Origin of the sequence: Iodobacter fluviatilis, assembly GCF_900451195.1 — a bacterium.
GTDB lineage: Bacteria > Pseudomonadota > Gammaproteobacteria > Burkholderiales > Chitinibacteraceae > Iodobacter > Iodobacter fluviatilis.
This window is the reverse complement of the sequence record NZ_UGHR01000004.1, coordinates 318,050-337,524: the sequence shown is the minus strand read 5'-3', so window position 1 is coordinate 337,524 and position 19,475 is coordinate 318,050. Positions and strand designations below refer to the sequence as shown.

Annotated in this window: 17 protein-coding genes; all 17 read right to left on the bottom strand. The window is 38.5% G+C overall.

The features are described 5' to 3' along the window. Positions 1–62 precede the first annotated feature (62 nt). The 17 genes from DYD62_RS20275 to DYD62_RS20195 all read right to left on the bottom strand — a co-directional run bounded on the left by DYD62_RS20275 (position 63) and on the right by DYD62_RS20195 (position 19,345). On the bottom strand, positions 63–1,187 hold the full coding sequence (locus DYD62_RS20275) for a glycosyltransferase (protein WP_115229573.1): 1,125 nt from the start codon (positions 1,185–1,187) through the stop codon (positions 63–65). A 15-nt stretch (positions 1,188–1,202) separates the two neighbouring features. Next, complete coding sequence (locus DYD62_RS20270) at positions 1,203–2,297, bottom strand: glycosyltransferase family 4 protein (protein ID WP_115229570.1); 1,095 nt, start codon at positions 2,295–2,297, stop codon at positions 1,203–1,205. A 2-nt stretch (positions 2,298–2,299) separates the two neighbouring features. Next, positions 2,300–3,697, bottom strand: a complete 1,398-nt coding sequence (locus DYD62_RS20265; protein WP_115229567.1) for an O-antigen polymerase — start codon at positions 3,695–3,697, stop codon at positions 2,300–2,302. A gap of 30 nt (positions 3,698–3,727) precedes the next feature. After that, the gene (locus DYD62_RS20260) at positions 3,728–4,954 is read right to left on the bottom strand and encodes a hypothetical protein (RefSeq protein ID WP_115229565.1); all 1,227 of its coding nucleotides are present in this window, start codon (positions 4,952–4,954) and stop codon (positions 3,728–3,730) included. Positions 4,955–4,972: 18 nt separating this feature from the next. Beyond that, positions 4,973–6,049, bottom strand: coding sequence for a glycosyltransferase family 4 protein (locus DYD62_RS20255; protein ID WP_115229562.1), 1,077 nt, complete (start codon positions 6,047–6,049; stop codon positions 4,973–4,975). Between the two features lie 20 nt (positions 6,050–6,069). Continuing rightward, positions 6,070–6,666, bottom strand: coding sequence for an LbetaH domain-containing protein (locus DYD62_RS24260; protein ID WP_276527798.1), 597 nt, complete (start codon positions 6,664–6,666; stop codon positions 6,070–6,072). Further along, entirely contained in the window at positions 6,667–7,716 is a 1,050-nt protein-coding gene (locus tag DYD62_RS20245) for a WavE lipopolysaccharide synthesis family protein (RefSeq protein ID WP_115229560.1), read from the bottom strand. Positions 7,717–7,869: 153 nt separating this feature from the next. Continuing rightward, entirely contained in the window at positions 7,870–9,183 is a 1,314-nt protein-coding gene (locus DYD62_RS20240; RefSeq protein ID WP_115229558.1) for an MATE family efflux transporter, read from the bottom strand. Then, entirely contained in the window at positions 9,183–9,896 is a 714-nt protein-coding gene (locus DYD62_RS20235) for a glycosyltransferase family protein (RefSeq protein WP_115229556.1), read from the bottom strand. Before DYD62_RS20235 ends, DYD62_RS20240 begins: the two co-directional genes overlap by 1 nt. Further along, entirely contained in the window at positions 9,893–10,273 is a 381-nt protein-coding gene (locus DYD62_RS20230; protein WP_115229553.1) for an HAD family hydrolase, read from the bottom strand. The genes DYD62_RS20235 and DYD62_RS20230 overlap by 4 nt, the downstream gene beginning before the upstream one ends. After that, positions 10,257–11,879 (bottom strand): aminoglycoside phosphotransferase family protein, encoded by a 1,623-nt coding sequence (locus DYD62_RS20225; protein ID WP_115229550.1) that lies wholly within the window; start codon positions 11,877–11,879, stop codon positions 10,257–10,259. Before DYD62_RS20225 ends, DYD62_RS20230 begins: the two co-directional genes overlap by 17 nt. A gap of 27 nt (positions 11,880–11,906) precedes the next feature. Beyond that, the gene (rfbC, locus tag DYD62_RS20220) at positions 11,907–12,446 is read right to left on the bottom strand and encodes a dTDP-4-dehydrorhamnose 3,5-epimerase (protein WP_115229548.1); all 540 of its coding nucleotides are present in this window, start codon (positions 12,444–12,446) and stop codon (positions 11,907–11,909) included. 136 nt (positions 12,447–12,582) lie between these two features. Continuing rightward, the gene (gene rfbA, locus DYD62_RS20215) at positions 12,583–13,488 is read right to left on the bottom strand and encodes a glucose-1-phosphate thymidylyltransferase RfbA (protein WP_115229545.1); all 906 of its coding nucleotides are present in this window, start codon (positions 13,486–13,488) and stop codon (positions 12,583–12,585) included. Between the two features lie 96 nt (positions 13,489–13,584). Then, complete coding sequence (gene rfbD / locus DYD62_RS20210) at positions 13,585–14,517, bottom strand: dTDP-4-dehydrorhamnose reductase (RefSeq protein WP_115229543.1); 933 nt, start codon at positions 14,515–14,517, stop codon at positions 13,585–13,587. 87 nt (positions 14,518–14,604) lie between these two features. After that, a complete protein-coding gene (rfbB, locus tag DYD62_RS20205; RefSeq protein ID WP_115229540.1) occupies positions 14,605–15,660 on the bottom strand; it encodes a dTDP-glucose 4,6-dehydratase in 1,056 nt (351 codons plus the stop codon). Beyond that, positions 15,657–16,856, bottom strand: a complete 1,200-nt coding sequence (locus DYD62_RS20200) for a GumC family protein (protein ID WP_115229537.1) — start codon at positions 16,854–16,856, stop codon at positions 15,657–15,659. The genes rfbB and DYD62_RS20200 overlap by 4 nt, the downstream gene beginning before the upstream one ends. An 80-nt stretch (positions 16,857–16,936) precedes the next feature. After that, positions 16,937–19,345, bottom strand: a complete 2,409-nt coding sequence (locus DYD62_RS20195; protein WP_115229535.1) for an SLBB domain-containing protein — start codon at positions 19,343–19,345, stop codon at positions 16,937–16,939. Positions 19,346–19,475: the final 130 nt, after the last annotated feature.

The window sequence follows — 19,475 nt, the reverse complement described above, 5'->3', positions numbered from 1 at the left end:
TATTTAATTCATTAAATTGTTCAAGGGATTCAAGACCTCAATTCTCAAAATATATAAAAAAATCAAGAGCCAAGTAAAGCTTCGTATAGTTTTGAAGTAGATAAAACCATTTTATCTGCCGTAAATGTTGATAGATAACGATCTCTAGCACTAGCAGCATAACGATTCATGAGATCTTGACTTGAAAGTATACTATTTATCGCCTTTGCCAGTGCAACAGAATCCATAATTGGAACATTAATACCGGAGACATCATGAGCATTTACCCATGGCACACCTGAATCTGGAATTTTGGTTGCTACCACCGGTTTAGAAAATGCCATTGCTTCTAGTAAAACGACACCAAAGGCCTCCGATTTAAAAATTGAAGGCAGACAAAAAAGATCACAAACTGAATAGTAAGAAAATAATTCCTCATGTGGGATTTTACCTAGCAACTTAACTTTGTCAGCCACTCCTGAACCATCAATTTGCTTTTGTAAATCAACAAATAACTCACCACTGCCTCCAATCAGAATAACCGTATCGTCTTCTATATACTTTGCTGCATCAACAAGATATGAAAAACCTTTATAATATGACATTCTGCCTAATGAGAATACAATTCGCTTAGCATGAAATTTTTCTTTAAATTTATTTAAAATAGTTTTATTCACTAAAGAAGCAGGATCTTTAATTCCAATTGGAATAATAGACACCTTGCTTCGATGTCGAATCAAAGTTTGTGAAGATTGCAAATACACGGAGGAAGTTGCAATAATTACATCAGCTCTTCGCAGTAGCCACTCCTGCAATGGAGCATATAACTTTAGTAAATTCTTCTGCTTAACAATATCACTATGCCAGTGCAGAACAATTTTACAATTAGGTCTTACTAACCAAATAGCGAGATTAGCCATAGGGTCAGGCAGATGCACATGTAAAATATCATAATTCTTAACAACTTTAGCCAGCTTTTGAATCATAGCGGGGGAAATAGATGTAGAAAATATTTGCCCCCAAGAGGCTGACCTATAAACTTGATATTCACCACTGACTAATTCTGTTGTTGAATGATTAACTTTATTTGAACAAAGTACATCCGTACTAACTCCATGCGTATTCAAACCTTCAGTTAAATCGAACATTACTGATTCAATCCCGCCTATCACAGGTGGGTAAAATTTACCGAATTGCAAAACTTTCACAAAAATAGCCCCTGTCTAAAGCACACCAATTTTTTTTAAGTCGTTAAATAATTTCTTTGCAGTATGATTCCAATCAAAAAAAGCAACCCTTTCAAAGCCTTTAATTACTAGTTTCTCCCTTAGCTTACTATTAGCAATAATCTCTTCAATTGCTTCCGTAATACTGGCAATATCTAATGGATCAAAATAATATGCAGCATCTCCGCAAACCTCAGGAATAGAAGCTAAATTTGATGCTATCACTGGGCACCCACATTCCATAGCCTCTAATGGTGGAATGCCAAATCCTTCGTACGTTGATGGAAAAACAAAAGCAAGTGCATTTTCATACAATGCTTTTAATTCCTCATCAGGAATATACCCAATAAATTTCACACGCTCAAATGGAGAACTAGAATCAAAATTAGACTGAAATACGCTCGTATTACAACCTCCAGCAACAACTAATGTAACATTCAGTTTTTCACTAATTTCTTTAAATGCTGTTAATAAATTAGATAAATTTTTTGTTGGATTTAAACTACCAACAGCAAATATATATTCTTTTGCATTTATACCAAATTTTTGTAAAACATTTACATCTGAAATCACCCCCGTAATGTGCCCAGATCCATTATATAATACAGAAATATCTTCCTCAGAAACATTAATAAACTTCTGAAGTCTGCACTTAGAAAACTCAGAAACTGTCAAAATTAATTTTGATGTTTTACCTAATATTCTAAATAGCACTGAATACCAGAGCCTAAATAATTTGGTATATGCCGTTGGGTGATCATAAATAGCTGCATCATGTATGGCACAAATTTGCCCCATCTTAAATATGGGAGCAGAACCTGAAAAATTAATAAGAATCCCTCGCCTTGACGCGAACGGCAAAACTAATTGCTCCCATAAGTGCCCACTAATCAATGAACCAGAGTATTCGACATTGATGTATTTCAATTTAGGTGGAGAAGCTCCAATTGGACATAATAAAATCACCTTTGGAACGTGATTTTTATCACAAATTGAGAATAAAAAAGCATCCAAAGCACAGACCAAAGAACGTGCAAAACGTTGCACGCCTGTTATTTTCTGTGAAGTAAACTTCCCATTAATATAAAGCATCACTATACCCTTAAATTATGGACTTTAAACACGCCATATTTCTTTGCCATAACAATAAATACTAGATATAAAAAAGAGAAATACAATACATTTGCAACATAATTACTATGCACTCCCTCATTAACAATTCCCATTGGATACGTAAAAAACAGTAATGCCCAAATAAAAACCAAAGGCCTAGTACCATCCAAGTATTGATCATATATCTTACTACTAGACCCTATTAGCAATCCAATCAGGCATACCCCCAAGTAATTCAAGTTAATGAATGACTCAATAAAAACCGAAGGGAAAATATTAACACCATCTACAAATGAATTAGGGTAAACATGCGATGTAACATAAGCAGCCGTTAATAATGGTTTATCACTCCATATCCCCCTAGGAATAAAATGTAATATCGAATAAACATATGATCCACCCCATAGATTTTTAATCTCTCCATAATCATAAAGTTTTATACTTTCTACCATCATAGGAAGCACATCTAACCTTGCCATAAAAAGATCATAAATAATCGAACTATCATTAATTACAAATTCAAATGCTTTTTTGTAAACATCAACTCCTCCAATTTCAATATTTCTAACATACCCAAAATATGAAATAATAAAAATTAACAAAGGAGATACAATAAGTAATGTCACAACTGAAACAGGACGAACAAAACGATGAAACATAAACAAATGGATAAACGCCAACATAACAAGTTGCAAGCGTGATGCACTATAAATACTTTCAACAAAAATAAATAGAGTAAGAATAAAAACTATTCGGCCAAATTTTTTCTGCGTGTAATAAAAATAAACTAAATAATAATATGCTATAGTTGAAAAAGCTGACAATCGAAATAAATAAGCCATACCTTGGTTTTGGGTTGCTGCAGACTGTTCTAAAATAGTAGATGCATCCCCAGCAAAGAGAACCATAAGAAATATAATAAGTACTTTAAATAAAACAAAAACAAAAAAACAAAACGTAGTTAATTTAAAATCATTAAAGACTACTATTTTCTTTTTGATGCCATTTTTTTTTCTTTTTGTGAAGAAAAAACCGAAAATATAAAAAAAATTAAATACTAAAACCATTACAAGTGAAGGGATTAGGGCTTCTCCATAATCCAGCATACTCAAAGACTTCAATATTATATAAAAAACAATAACAACCGAATACCAAAATCCACTAGAAAAAAGAAAGTCATTCATACTGCTATATTGCAAACAAATAAACAGCAGAGAAAGAATCAATCCAAAATTCAACAACAAAACAACAATATAATGGCTATAGGAAACAGAATATTCAAAAACACAGTACTGAACAAAAAAAACAACTACCACCATAAGAAAAAATAGTATTTTCTTATACCAACCCCATCCCACAGTACTAATAAAGTAATTCATCCCCCCCCTCAAAAAATTCTAATTTATATTTCAATTCTTCATTATAAATTTATTCTCTTCAATTCTTGAATAAACCCCCATCACTTTCAAGAATAAATAATATTTTTTAACCCCAATCAGTCTAAAGACAAGGCGTAAAAAAAACTCAATTTTCTTTTTCTTTTTATCAAAATCTGAAATGCTATTCTTTGTATAGCCATCTAGCCCATCATTAGACAAATCTAATAATTTATTTTCACTTAGTTTTTTATAAAAATCTTGATTACTATCAAACGGGTCTATGCCTTGGATGCTGTCAAAACATTCTCGATATAAACGCCTATGTAAGGCCAATACAACAACATCATTATTAAAATACGAATGCTTATACTTATTCTTAATAAAAGCCTCAAGCCCGTTTTCTAATACTTTTTTACGGTACATATCAGCAAGAGCTATTAAATTAGGCTTATTTAAATATATTTCTTGTAGTTTGCCATCTACATGCTTTGTCAATGTTTTCCCATAAAAATCAAATCCAGAAAAATGAAAAATGACTAGAGGGAATTCATTTACACAATACTTGCCATCACTATTTATACTAAGCTCTCTCTCTGACAAATTCCAATGAGCCATATTAATGCCATAGTGTTTTGAAATATGAATCACATCACTAAAAAAAACAGGGAGATAATCACCCCATTTTTGATCTGTATGCAAACCATCATGCTTATCAACATAGCAATGATTTTTTAAACGTTCTCGCCACCATGAAATAAATTTTCTTGAATGCTCATCGACCTTAATTGCGCAAAAACCAAAATTAAAAATTCCTTCCCATAAATGGTGGTACTCAGGGTAAACATTCATATCTTTTATATTACAATCAACAATATGAGGAGTAATAAATATAGATTTTTTTTCTAGGGCTGAAATAATATAGCTCATATCACTAAACACCATCATATCCGGATCTAGATATAAGATTTTATCCCAATTATTTTCCGTAATTAATGCATCAAAAATGTAAGGTTTAATCGCAGTACAAAACTCAGTAACATTATACTTAAATGCCATGTTTTTATAATCATCACCTACAGCATAGATTGCATCAAAGACTTTATGCTTAAATTCTGAAGGGTTAATACCCTCCAAGCCATCAGAGCAATAGATTCTATACTCTATTTCTGGGTGTACCTCCTTAAGGCTATCACCCAAAGTAAGAGCCAGGCTTAAGTAATTTCTTGCTACAACGGTAAATACAATATTATTTTTCATTTAAGGCTCATTATTTAACTAAGTTATTTTTAAACTATCTACTAAAATATCAGCTGACTTCTTCCAGCTAAACTTAATGCTTTCTTTAAAATCTGATTTCGTATCTAACTGCTTAATATATAAGTTCAATGACTCTGCAACTTCATGCTTATCTTTTGAAAAATCAAGAAAGCTCACATTAGTCATTTGATCAGCAATTTCCTTAAATATCGGGATAGTATTTAAAATTATTTTACAACGCCCTGCAGCTTCTAAAATTGGTAAACCAAATCCTTCATAGATAGAGGGAAATACAAAAACACTACATGATTCAAATAAATATGATATTTGTGCATCATTTAAGTTTCTAAAAATTACTATCTTGCCAGGACCAGAAAATTTTTCAATTCTACATAATAATTCATTATTACCCCAACTCATACTTCCTGCGAGCACCAAATGAACGTCAGGATTACTAAGAGAATATTCAGTATAAACATCAATTAGTTTTTCTAAGTTTTTCCTTTTTTCAAAAGAACCTAAAGCAAATATAAATTTTTCAGGGACATCCTCTTTAGGCTTGGATGCCATTGGTAGCTTAGTAATACCAGGATACAATGTAGTAGGGTTAACACTTTCACCATATACATCTAACAAATTAATTTTCGTTGTATTAGAAACGGTAAAGACCTTATCTGCATTTCTTAATGAAATATAAAAAAAAATCTTGCTAACTAAATAATTATATTTTGACATGGTCCAAGGAAAATATCTATGTACTAAGTCATGAACAATAACACCATACTTAAGACTATCTGACTTACGTGGTGGAAGTATATGCTGAGTCCCCAAAACCCAATTAACATTATTTTCTTTAGCCAATGTATTAGCTCTAGAAACCCACCAAATTGTCCCTGGAACTTTAGAATATTTCTTATCAACAATTATTTGAACTCTAGAAAAATCAAGCTCAGGTGATAATACAATTTTTTTATTTGAAACTAATACAATCTCCACCTCATCATTATAGCTTAATGCAATTATTAGATTTAAAACATATCTTCCAATACCATTCATCGCACCATTTATTGGTCTTGCGTCAACAAGTATTTTCATATGACCCCCACGCTATATGGTTACTTCAAAAGTTTAATTACTCGAGCAGGAGACCCTACAGCAATAGAGTAAGGAGGAATGTTACCTGTAACAACTGCATTGGCACCAATTATAGAGCCTTTTCCAATTACGACATTTGGCAAAATAACAACTCCTTCACAAATCCAAACATCATCTTCAATGATAATAGGCCCTTTGGAATATAATTTCCTTAGAGATGGATGTATTTCAATATCTGAAAAATCTAAGGCTCCATGAGTATGGTCTGATATAAAAACTTTACTTGCAATTAGGACACTATTGCCAATTTTAATTTTATTGATACACGCCAAGTGGCAATCATCATTGATTGAAACATTATTCCCTATTGAAAAACTTGGATTAAATATAACTCCATTATGACTTTTGAATATCTCAAGTCTCAATGCTTTTCCTGAGCTAAAATTATTTCCAATTATAGCGTAACGTACACCTAATATTTTGTTAGGCAACTGCAAAAACAAATTACGCCCACATTTTTTAAACCTTGAGCGGAAGCATAAAGATACAAAAATTGAAGGAAGTTTCATTATTCTATAAGAAAAGAAACAAAATACTTTATCAAAAAATATATGCATTCAACTCTCAACTCTATCTAAATATGTATCATTACAATCTAGGGCTGCTGGACCAAAATTTTTCACCAGAATCCAATCTCTATAATAGAATTTAGCCTTTACTCTATTTATGTCATATACAGGATTTTCTGCCAAGTGATATTCTTTGGAATGATACTTATTCCAAAACAAATCAACACTCTCTTTATCAATGATAATAAAATTTTCACTAAGAATTTTATAGTAATGAGAAAGCTCAGCAAAATCATCAACACCTATTTTTCTCAAGTAAGAGCGATGAAGATATATTTCTGCAACCATATCTTCATACAGTATTCGCGGTGTAATCTCTTTTTTTGAATACGTAGCAACATCCATTCCTCTTGCATCTAAATCACAAGACCACATTATTGAAAGGTCATCTACATGGCCAAATTGAAACATATCGCACATTGAATAAGGCCGATAACGACAGACGCTTAAACTCAGCTCAACAATTCTTGCTTTTTGCTGGCTATAATTCAAACTTGGGTACTCATTTAACAAGCCAAGCAAATACCCAACTATATTTGGAGCATATAGTCTCTGATCACTCCTAGTTTTTAGTATATATTTACAATTTAATTTTCTTAATAAATCAATCCCAGCTTTAGTTGAAACAATCTGATAATTAATATTACACAGTCCACTATTATTTGGAGGAGTTGATTTAATCACATAAATATTCTGACTCATCAAATCAACTTCTCTTTCAATAACTTGTCCATGCCAAGTTGAAATCACGATTTCAACACTTGGCATATTCTTTCTATATGAAATCGCTGTTTCGTATGTAAAGTCATCTTCTTGTTTTATTGGCCCTTGAATTACTATACCAACTTTCTCGTGTTCAAACTTGCAGTATGAATCAAAACTAACCTGATCAACCCTCTTTGGTCTAGCGTGAAAAGTATAGTATGAAAATTTAGATTTAATATTTAATGAATTAAATATTAAATTCAAAAACCTTTCAAAACCAGGAAAATCAAACACAACTAAATTCAAAAAAAAGTTAACAATATATTTAATCAAGTCATTCCCCTGAAATTAATTAATTAATTAATTTCGCTACATTATATCTACGTACAAGATTAATCACAAAGCATAAAAAAATCACAAATGAGCAACTTAGCTCAAATATAAATAGACCGCCTCCACTAAACTTTGCCTTCATAAGAGACAGTATTAAATAATACCCCCCCCTAAAATAATTAATCTAAAGAATGACTTTATGTATAATAAATACCCCAGTTCAAACCTTTCGATTGCTACTTTAAAGTTATGAGGGTGACATGTTAACAATTGAGATATTACTATAGACAATGCAGCTCCGGGCAACCCAACCCACGAGATAAATGGTAGCATAGTGCAAATGACCAAAATTGCAGATTTAATTGTTATTTTAGAATATCCATAATAGCCTGTAGTCATACATATACTTGTTAACGATGTTTGTTGAACCTCTAAAAAAACACCTAAAAAATATATAATTAAAAAAATCTTGTCAATATGAATTTCTTTATTTATCCACAATGAGATTATATAATCTATATTTAAATACAAGAACAAAAATGCCAATAGAGACACACTCCCAACAAGCTCTACATTAAAAAAAACCAATTTCTTCATTTGCTTCTTATTATCAATGAACAACTTGGATAACTTTGGAGTCAATACAATAGTAGAAATAGACGAAGCAATTAAAACAGCATTTACGACCTGTTGTACCAAAGAGAATTGAATCGTATATTCACTTGCCAATGAATAAGCAATCATGTACGGAGTTAAGTTAAAAACTAATAAACCAGGAATTGCAGTGCATAGGTACTGTAATATCGGTCCTTTTACTTCCAAAAAAAACTTATAGTCATATTTGGATGTCCCCCATAAATTCGGTGTGATTTTTTTAATTAGAAACATTGATACGACTGAAGTAAAAAATGTAGCTATGCACCATGCAAAAGGAATGCTGTATAACCCCATCCCAGAATTTAGGAAACCAGATGCAAATCCCGCAACAATAATTGAGGCAAATAGTTTAATTAACTTATCGTATATGTTCATATCCAATGAAAAGACTATACTTTGTATTGCATTCCCTAGAACTCTAAACAATGATGCCGCAATGAAAAAAATCAGTACCCAATATAAACTGCTGTCTCTCCAAAAGTAATGACTACTAACTGTTAAGCCAATACTAACGAAAACAAAAAACAAAAATAAAATGACAACAACACTAACCAAGTAAGTTTTGATTACGACATTCAATTTATTCTTTATAGAAGCTACTCTAGCAAGAGCAATCTGCCTAGGACAAATGACAGATGCTCCTAAGTCTAATAAATTTATGAATGGTATTGAAGCAACCATTAAAAACCAAATCTCAAGATCACTTGTATTTAAATATTTAACCGCAAATCTAGACAAATAAATACTTGCTATGACAGCTGACACTGCTGATAACAAAGTGATCAGCATATTGAGAATATATCTCAGCATCAGAAACTCTCAAAAGCTAGTAATTCTTCTGGAGTTCCAAGAATATCAATATTTTCTACACAATCCAAAACAAATTTTCTCCCTCGTGATATTAAATCATTATACATGGGAGCGATGTACAGCTCATTGCTATCTGTAATATTATTATCTAGGCGATATTGCGCAGCATCCAGAAAGTCCATTGGTCTCTTAAAATGATATAAACCGGTTAGTGCATTATTTGAAATCACAACTTTTTCTGCCGTCTCAGTGACGAATCCATCAATTTCTTTCGCAAAACTAAATCTTTGCTCAGTTGAGAAAAATGAACCAATGACGCCATCATGACCTTTATCAAGCAACTTATTCTTTAAGCTAGTTGATTCAAATTTTGTATCAATATTAAAGATAAGAAGTTCCTCTTCTTTAATAATAAAATCCGATGCTTTTAAAACAGTTTCAGCTTGCCCTCTTGTAACCTCTTCTAATAAAATATACTGGATATCAAATTGTAGATGCTTATATTTAGAATTAATAAATTTAACAACGCCTAAATTTTCATCGTGCTCTTTTAAAGCAATAAATATTAGATTTGTACATAAATCTAATGGCAAAGAATCTATAGACCACTCAAGCAACGACTTGCCTTTTGTTTCAATTTTCCACTTGGGTTGCAAATACCCTGCACTCCTAAATCTAGAGCCCATACCAGCCATAGGAATTACAAAGTTCATAGCTCCCCCTTTATTGCCTCATTATAAGTTGGTAAATTACTTCCTGAGCCGTCAATTTCTGACCAAGATGAGAACCTGAATGCGTTATCATCTATATACACTTGAGCCCATGGTTTTCCAAAGTGTAACTCATCATATGGAATGTCATATCTAGTTAACCAGTCCATGGTTATTTGACCAATCTTAGCAATAACTAAGCCAGTATTTCCGCTACACGTTTTCATATGGCGTGCCGTATTAATAATAATATAGTGACCAGCTTCTTTTAACTCTCGTATTTTCTCTGTGGCCCCATCAATAGGCATTACATCAGAATAACTTTGCCCTTTTTTCTTAATCTCGCAAATTACACCATCTAAATCAAAACAAATTCTCATACTCCCCCCTTAAACATAAATTTACAATATATAGACCATGAACATACAGTGCGGCCTGCCTTTTGATATCATCTGCATGTAATGGCGGCATTGATAAAAACAAAGTCCCCATAATTAATAGTACATCATGCCAGTCCACCCCCATTTCTCTTGCTATTTTTTCTGTTTGCTTAACAAGGGTATTATAATTATCTCGAGGTGGGATGTTTAACTCAACATCTAAGCCAATTACGTCAAAAGTGAATAAATTAGAAATAAGATAATCATACTGTCCGACCGTCGAATGAGCTAATTTAGCTAAATCGTACTTCCTATCCCCATAAATACCTATACAAGCCTCTCCAAAGGAACCTCTAGCATCAATTAGTCGAATAATTCCCGAGTATGGGTCATATAGCATGTTATTAAAACAAAGATCTCCATGCATAATACAAAAATCAGACAGCTTATAGACCTTCCTTAGTTCATCTTCCAATTTGTTTTTTATCAAATTATAGCCATATACATCAACACCATTTACAGAAATATTATCTGCCATAAAAAGATGTGCATATTTGGATTTGGACTGCTCGAGAAGTTTAATTCTTGAGTTAAGTTTCCCATAATAAAAATCAAAAGAAGCAGACTCACCAAGCTGATACTTGTGCTCTCCAAATTTGCGAAAAACATATGAGATAGCAGTGAAACACTTATTCCATTGTTCGCTACTTAAATCCCAAAACAACATCAACTCTGCCAATGTTGGGTATGCATAATATTCCATTGACGCATATGCAACGCCTTCCTTTTCTACTACTTTGCTTAATAACCGAGGAAAAAAAATAGATACCTCTTCAGGAAGCATGTTTATATAATTAATTTCCTGATTAAACTTCTCAATATTTGTTGATCCCTTCTTTAATATCCCTGAAAAGGGTTCAATATGCACCTGATTAAAACTTCGACTAGAAATCAACTTAGTCTTAGCATCTGCATAGTTTATTTCATGGCCAACATCAATCCATGAGTCATGGACATACTCCAAGGGGCACAATCTGTGTAACTCTTCAACAACGCTAAGTAAATCATTGCTTAGTTCTTGGTCAAAAACGAGTTTTAAAACATTACCATTGCAACGAAAGACACCTGTGAATGGAGAGGAGTTTATTGAGGCAGACTCTTTGTATATAAATTTAACATTAGCTTCCTCAACAAGAACCGAAGACCAGCTATTCGATGATCGCTTAGTATGATCTAGAATAACCTGGTGGGCAGCAGGAAATACAACTGGTATTGTTGTTGAAATATTTACAATAATATCATAACACTCTACACCCACGTATTTATGAGCAATTCTTAATGTCTCAACCACAGATTTACTATTAACACCTAACAATTCTAAGTCATTACTAAATCCAATCAATTCATGACGCACATCGTCAATATCCGATTCATTTACAACCAAAACAATTCTAGAAACTTTACCTTTATAAAAATTTATAATTTGCGACGCTGCTGAATGCAATCCAACAGGCAATAAAGCAGGGGATTTAAATTTCGCTTTTAAATGCGGTAATTTATTTTTCAAACTCCCTGCAGCCAAAATCACTAAAATTGGATTTTCCATTTAACACTCAAAAGATAAAAACTGTGATTAAAACTCAGCGTCACTAAATAACTTACCAAGCTTATCCTTGGTCGATAATTGCACTTGATCTGAACATGGCCAATCAATATTTAGTTCCGGATCATTCCATAACATTGATCGCTCAAACTCCTGAAACCAATAATCTGTTGTTTTATATAAAAACTCTGCCATATCCGATACCACCACAAAGCCATGAGCAAAGCCTTCTGGTATCCATAACTGGCGTTTGTTCTCCGCACTCAGTGTAACGCCCACCCATTTACCAAAAGTAGGCGAGGATTTACGGATATCTACGGCTACATCGTAGACCTCCCCCATGGTGCAGCGTACCAGCTTGCCCTGTGGGTGCTGAACTTGGTAATGCAAACCACGTAATACGCCTTTTACTGAGCGGGAATGATTGTCCTGCACAAATTCAACTTTACGGCCAATTGCAGCTTCAAATTTGGTGTGGTTAAAGCTTTCATAAAAGAAACCGCGCTCGTCTCCGAAAACTTGCGGCTCAATTATTTTCACATCGGCGATTTCGGTATCTATGATTTTCATATTGCACTTTTTAAGCCAAAGATGGGCGTATCACCTCTTCGGCTTTTATTCCTATATAAGAATGATTTTCTTTATCGATAAAAAAGCGATCAGTACAAACGGCTGGCTAGTAAAGCACGCTTGCTACAAAAAATCATCAGAATGTTTTGTCTTTTAGCATGTTCAATAAGTACTGGCCATAAGCGTTTTTCTTTAAGGGTTGAGCTAGTTTCTCTATCTGTACGGCATCTATCCAGCCAGAGCGGTAGGCGATTTCTTCCGGGCAGCATACTTTTAAGCCCTGGCGCGATTCAATGGTCTGGATAAACTGACTGGCTTCCAGCAGGGATTCATGGGTACCTGTATCCAGCCAGGCGTAGCCACGGCCCATGGTTTGTACGTCCAGCTCGCCCATAGCGAGGTAGGCGGCGTTTACATCGGTAATCTCTAGTTCACCGCGAGGGGATGGCTTAATCGCCTTGGCAATTTCTACCACACGGTTGTCGTAGAAATAAAGGCCTGTTACGGCATAATTTGATTTGGGTTTTACTGGTTTTTCTTCTAGGCTGACGGCTTTGCCCTGCTCATCAAACTCTACTACACCGTAGCGCTCAGGATCAGTAACACGATAGGCAAAGACACTGGCACCACTGGTTTTAGCCGATGCATCTTGCAATAAGCCAGCAAAATCGTGGCCGTAATAGATATTGTCACCCAGCACTAGGGCGCAATTGTCTTTGCCAATAAATTCTTCGCCAATGATAAAGGCTTGGGCAAGGCCATCTGGGCTGGCTTGCACGGCATATTGTAAATTAATGCCCCACTGGCTGCCGTCGCCCAGCAATTGTTCAAAGCGCGGGGTGTCTTGCGGGGTGGATATAATCAAAATCTCTTTTATCCCCGCCAGTAGCAGAGTACAGAGTGGATAGTAGATCATTGGCTTATCGTAGATAGGCAGCAACTGCTTACTAACGGCCAGTGTGGCGGGGTAGAGGCGTGTGCCGCTGCCACCTGCCAAGATAATGCCTTTACGGTTTGATGCGGAGGGATTAGCAGCAGTCATATTGATCTCGCTTGTCTATATTTGGCGGCTTGTACCGCTAAACAATCTGTTATTTCACACTTTAGCGGCCTGCGTTTTGCAGGCGTAATAGCTGTATTATTTATTGCTCAGCAGAGTCATGACCTGCGTAACGCCCTTCTGCCAATGCGGCATATAAAGCCCAAATGCGGCTTGTAGCTTTTCTGTACTTAGCTGCGAATTTGCAGGCCTTGCTGCGGGCAGGGGGTAGGCGCTAGTCGGGATAGGCAGGATTTGTGCGGCTTTAATCGGTACACCAGCAGATTTTGCCAGCTCAACTACGCTCTGCGCATAACCATGCCACGTGGTGCTTCCTCCTGCGACCAGATGATAGGTGCCATATAAATCACAGGATTTTGATTCGGCAACTGATTCGGTCTGTAAAACCTGGCGAATCGCATGCCCAGTCACATCGGCTAATAAGCTTGCCGCTGTTGGTGCGCCATGTTGGTCGGCGATAATTTTTAGCTCTTCACGCTCGCCTGCGAGGCGCAGGATGGTTTTTAAAAAATTACCGCCATGCGCGCCAAACACCCAGCTGGTTCTGAAGATCAGATGCCGTGGATTTGCTGCCGCTATTGCCAGCTCACCAGCCAGCTTGGTCTTGCCATAGACCGACTGCGGGTTTGGCGTATCAGTTTCGCTATACCAACCGTCTTTTGTTCCATCAAATACATAATCAGTAGAGTAATGCACCAGTAGCGCGCCAATTTTGGCAGCTTCCTCTGCCAACACTTGCGGAGCGATAGTATTGATGGCTTGCGCCAGCTCAGGCTCGCTTTCAGCCTTATCGACCGCGGTATGCGCTGCTGGGTTCACAATCACATGCGGCTGTATTCTGGCAACCAGCGCACAGATCGCATCCGGATCGCTTAAATCACAGTCTTCACGATCAACCGCTATCACAGAGCCAAGCACTGCAAGACTACGCTGCAGCTCGAACCCCAGCTGGCCGTTTTTGCCGGTGACGAGAATACGCAATGGCAAGGGTAAAGAATAAGTTTTTGTCATATTTTGGCGCTACTGCTTGCATAATGCTGGAATATTGGGAGCGCGGATCAGGCCCTCATGCCTAGGCCCGATACGTGCCCCTCCAACTTAAGAATACTGCTGTTCAATCCAGTTTTGATACGCGCCGGATGTTACATTCTGCACCCAATCCTGATGAGTCAGATACCAATCAACCGTTTTAGCAATACCGGTTTCAAAAGTCTCTGCAGGCTTCCAGCCAAGCTCTCGCTCCAGCTTACCCGCATCAATAGCGTAACGCTTATCATGGCCAGGGCGGTCTGTTACATAGGTGATTTGCTCAGCATAAGCCTTGCCATCGCTGCGTGGCTGACGATCGTCCAGCATCTGGCAAATAGTGTGCACTACATCCAGATTCGGCTTTTCATTCCAGCCGCCCACATTATAAGTTTCACCAACCACACCGGCTTCCAATACGCGGCGGATGGCGCTGCAATGGTCTTTTACATACAGCCAGTCACGGATTTGCTGGCCATCGCCATAAATAGGCAGGGCTTTGCCAGCGAGTGCATTCAAAATCACCAGCGGTATCAGTTTTTCCGGAAAATGATATGGGCCGTAATTATTTGAACAATTAGTAGTTAATACCGGCAGGCCATAGGTATGGTGCCATGCTCGAACCAGATGATCAGATGCGGCTTTCGATGCGGAATACGGGCTGTTAGGCTCGTAAGTCTTGGTCTCGGTAAAGGCAGGATCATCGCTGGCTAAAGAACCATAGACTTCATCTGTCGATACATGCAAAAAGCGAAATGCCACTTTAGCTTCTACTGCTAAATCAGTCCAATAGCCGCGCACGCTTTCAAGCAAATTAAACGTGCCCACCACATTGGTCTGGATAAATTCACCTGGCCCACTGATTGAGCGATCCACATGCGACTCAGCCGCAAAGTTAATCACGGCGCGCGGCTGATATTTAGCCAGTAATTCATTGATAAGTGCTTTATCGCCAATATCTGCACGCACAAAAATATGCCTTGCATCGTCTTTTAGTGATGCCAGCGTATCCAAATTACCTGCATAGGTCAGCTTATCCACATTAATCACGGGCTCATCCGACTGGGCCAGCCAATCCAATACAAAATTACCGCCAATAAAGCCTGCACCACCCGTAACTAAAATCATGCTACGCCCTTCCATGTATTCTTTAATAAATCCAGACGTTGTTTTTGCTCCGGATTTGTACCCATTTTATTAAATGCTTCTAAAATAAAGCTCGCCAGAAAAGCTAGGAAGAATCCTGCAAATAAGGCCAATATAATCAAGATGGCGCGCTTAGGCTTAGCTTTTCTTTCCGGCGCAATAGCGCTGTCTAATACCTGAATATTTGCACCATCTTTAGCTTCGTCTAATTTAGCAATTTCATATTGCTTAGACATCAGTTCAAAGAGCGTTTCTTGGTATTTTACGTCGCGCATTTTGCGGATGTAATCGAGACCAATTCCCGGCGCTTTGCTCTTGGCAATGAGTACATCTTCGTTTTCTTCCCCGCCCTTACTCATATCCGCCAGCTGGGTTTGCAAACTATCCAGCTCTGCCTTGGCTCTTTGTAATTCCGGATTATTTTCGGTCGCAAAGTTACGCATGGCGTTGATTTGCACCTGTTTGGCGGATACTTTGGCGCGTAAGCCAGCCAAGGCCTCAATCGCCACCTTGCCTTGCTCATTCAGCTGCAGCACGCCGGTTTTTTCTTGCAACTGTCTTAAAGCGACTTCGGCTTCAGCCAGCTCTTTTTTAGCCGTTACAATCTGACCTTCAAAAAACTGACGGCGCTGAGCAGCTTCTGTTACGGCCAAAACCTTGCTTAACAAACGCAACTCTTCTACATAAGCATTGGCAAGGGCAGCAGCGAGTTTTGGGTCTTTATCTTCTACGGCAATCGAGATCAAGCCATCTTTACCCGTAGCAATCTTGCTGCTGTTTTCCAAAGTAAGCAGAGCATCCCCCTTGGTTTTGGCCTCATACACCGATTGCAACTTAAAACGCTCTATCAGCTTTTCTTCCAGACGGCGGCTTTGCATCATGGCGATATAGATATCATTTGGACTTTTCATACCCAAAGCCGCACCAGCGCCCCCCGCCAAGCCACCCAATGATGCCAGCATGGCAGATGCAGAAGACTGCTGTTGCTGCGGCGGCAAAATAGTGGTTTTTGCTTCAAAGATGGGCGTAGCGACTAAGCCATACACTAAAGCCAAAATACCAAATACAAGAGGCAGACCAAAAATCAGTTTCTTATGCTTAGCCAGCACAATAAGTAAATCGATCAGGCTGATTTCATCATCCTGATCATTTTCCTGAGTAATTGCTTTGTTTTCCATGGGCTTCTAATTGTTAAGGTCGTGTTTATTTAATCAAGATTAAAAGCTCATAGGGCCACCAGCCTTATGAGCTTTTTTAATTAATTACCCAGTACTTTAATCCCAGCTAAACCAGTGCCAAAGTTAGCCAAGATTTGCGTCCAATCCAGCGCATTCTTCACAAAACCAGTGCGATCAAACTTCTCAGGCACAACAATCACATCGCCAGGCAAAGACGCCACGCTGTTAAATGAGCGGGAGATCCAGCCAAACTGCTTGGCACTGACAACCGAGCCATCCGCACGCACTACAAAAATACTATCGCTGTCTGCGCTTTCTGTAGGCCCGCCTGCCAGCGCAAGGTAATCGCCCACGCTGCGGTTTTTGCTGAATATAAACGCATTATTACGGCTGAATACCGAGCCCATCACCGCAACGGTAGCAGAGCGGGCAGGGATAAAGACGCGATCACCATCTTCCAGCGCCACTTCAGGAATATCTGCTACCTTACTGCTTTCCGGGCTTAATCCCAGCACTACTCGGCCATCTGCCTTGGTCGTGCGAATTTTCTGCGCCAGCAGTTTTTGCTGCTCGGCCTGAATATTTGCAGCCTGCACGCCCTGGCCACTCAAAGCATTTTGCGCCTGCTGTCCTGCTGAGGTCTGAGCGTTGCGCTCTACATAGTCTGCTAGGCGCTCTAATTCGTCCTGCTGCTTTTTGCGTACTTCATCGCGTGAGAATTCTGCACCATACAGATAGGCACTGGAGGTTAAACCACCAATACGATCAATCAGGGTAGTCAGCGTTTCACCTTCACTTACCTGATAAATACCAGGGGTAGCCACCTCTCCCTCGATATGCACAAAGCGTGATTTTTGCTGGGTAGACACACGAATATCAGTTTTGGAGAACACATGAATCACATCGCCCTTGGCTAGCAGCTTATCCTGCGATGCATCACGTTTTAAAATGACTGCGCCCAAATTAAACGGTACAAGCGTTGTTGTGCTATCCAGCTCATTGGTGCGCTCGATAGCGGCGTAATTCCAGTTAATTTCCTGCTGATTACTATGTAAAGCCCCCAAGAGGGTGCGATCAACCTTACGCTGGGGTCTTAGCTGATTCACCTGGCTTTGCTGGCTAAGCAAGAACTGCTGATCTTCCTCTTCCTGCAAATCCTTGCTGCTTGCGGTTTTATCCTGATATTTGTTTTCCCAAAAGCGCGGTGCGATCAGCATCTCTTTGCTGGTGATTAAATCACTCACCTTCATACCTTCAAACCACGGCATACGCACCGACTGCGCTACATTGCCGCGCAGAGAAACCATATTGTCAATTTTTTGGCTAAGGCCATAGAGCTGCACCACATCGCCGCCGCGCACAGCAAACCCAGCCGCCTTGGCCAGCTCTACTGATTCCACCTTGCGGGATTTTTGTGCAACCACACGCTCAACGGATACCTTACCATCTTGCGCAAAATTACCTGCGCCACCGGCCCAGTTAATTAAGTCTTGCAGGTTTTCGCCCGGCTTCACTTCATAGATGGCCGGTACTTTTACGCTGCCCGAAATAGCCGCCTGCCCGCCCACGGGAGGCACATACACCACATCGCCGCCTTGCAACATCAGATCGTGGCTTTTATCGCCTTTCAGCAGCAAATCGTATAAATCGAATTCATTGACCACTTTACCAGCACGCTTCACTTGAATCTTACGTAAAGACCCGTTAGCAGAAGGGCCGCCCGCGGCAAACAAAGCATTCACAACGGTTGATAGTGAACCCAAGCTATAGCTACCAGGATTTTGTGCAAAACCCACTACAAAAACCTGCACGCTTTTCAGCTGGCCCATCGTAACGGCCAGATCAAAATTACGGTAAACCTTGCCCACTTCGCGGCTTAAATGCTGCTTAAGCGCACCAAAAGGAATGCCCACCACGCTGACATTGCCCACACGGGGGATAAACACCGCACCAGAGCGATCTACTTTGAGCTGTAAATCCGCATCCAGCTGCCCCCAAAGGCGTACAGAGAAATTATCACCCACGCCAATCAGGTAATCCGCAGACACCGGTGCGGCTTCAAAAGGCGAATAAGCAGCCTGCTGCATTTGGAACATTTGCTGGCCAAAAATCGGCAGCGGCAGATTGGCACTGCTGCAGAGGTATTTCTGGAAATCATTCAAAGGCAGTGCGGGTGTTTTATATTTACTATTTTTATCCAAAGTGAGCTTGCCACTCACATCATCACAGCTCACCGGCGCCATTGGCATTTGTGGAGTGAAGTTTCTGCTCTGTTGGTTTTGCTGCCCCTGCTGATTCTGCGGCATACCCTGCTGAGGGTAGCCTAGGGTAGTGCCTTGGCTTGGCAATGCACTTTGATTCATTAATGCAGACGGATCATCCGGCATTGTTTGGCAATCACCAGAACCAGATAAACAGGCAGCAGACCACGCAGGGCCGGCTAAAAGCAGCGAAAGTGAAATAACAGCGGAGCTTCTGGATAATTTCATGGTCAGTAATGTCTTATGAAAGGCAAGGGGTGCGGGCAAACAAGCGGGGAGACTATAACAACTCAACGTACTCTATGGAAGCCATTGAGACTTAAAAACAATTCATATGACATATATCAAATTGTTTTTA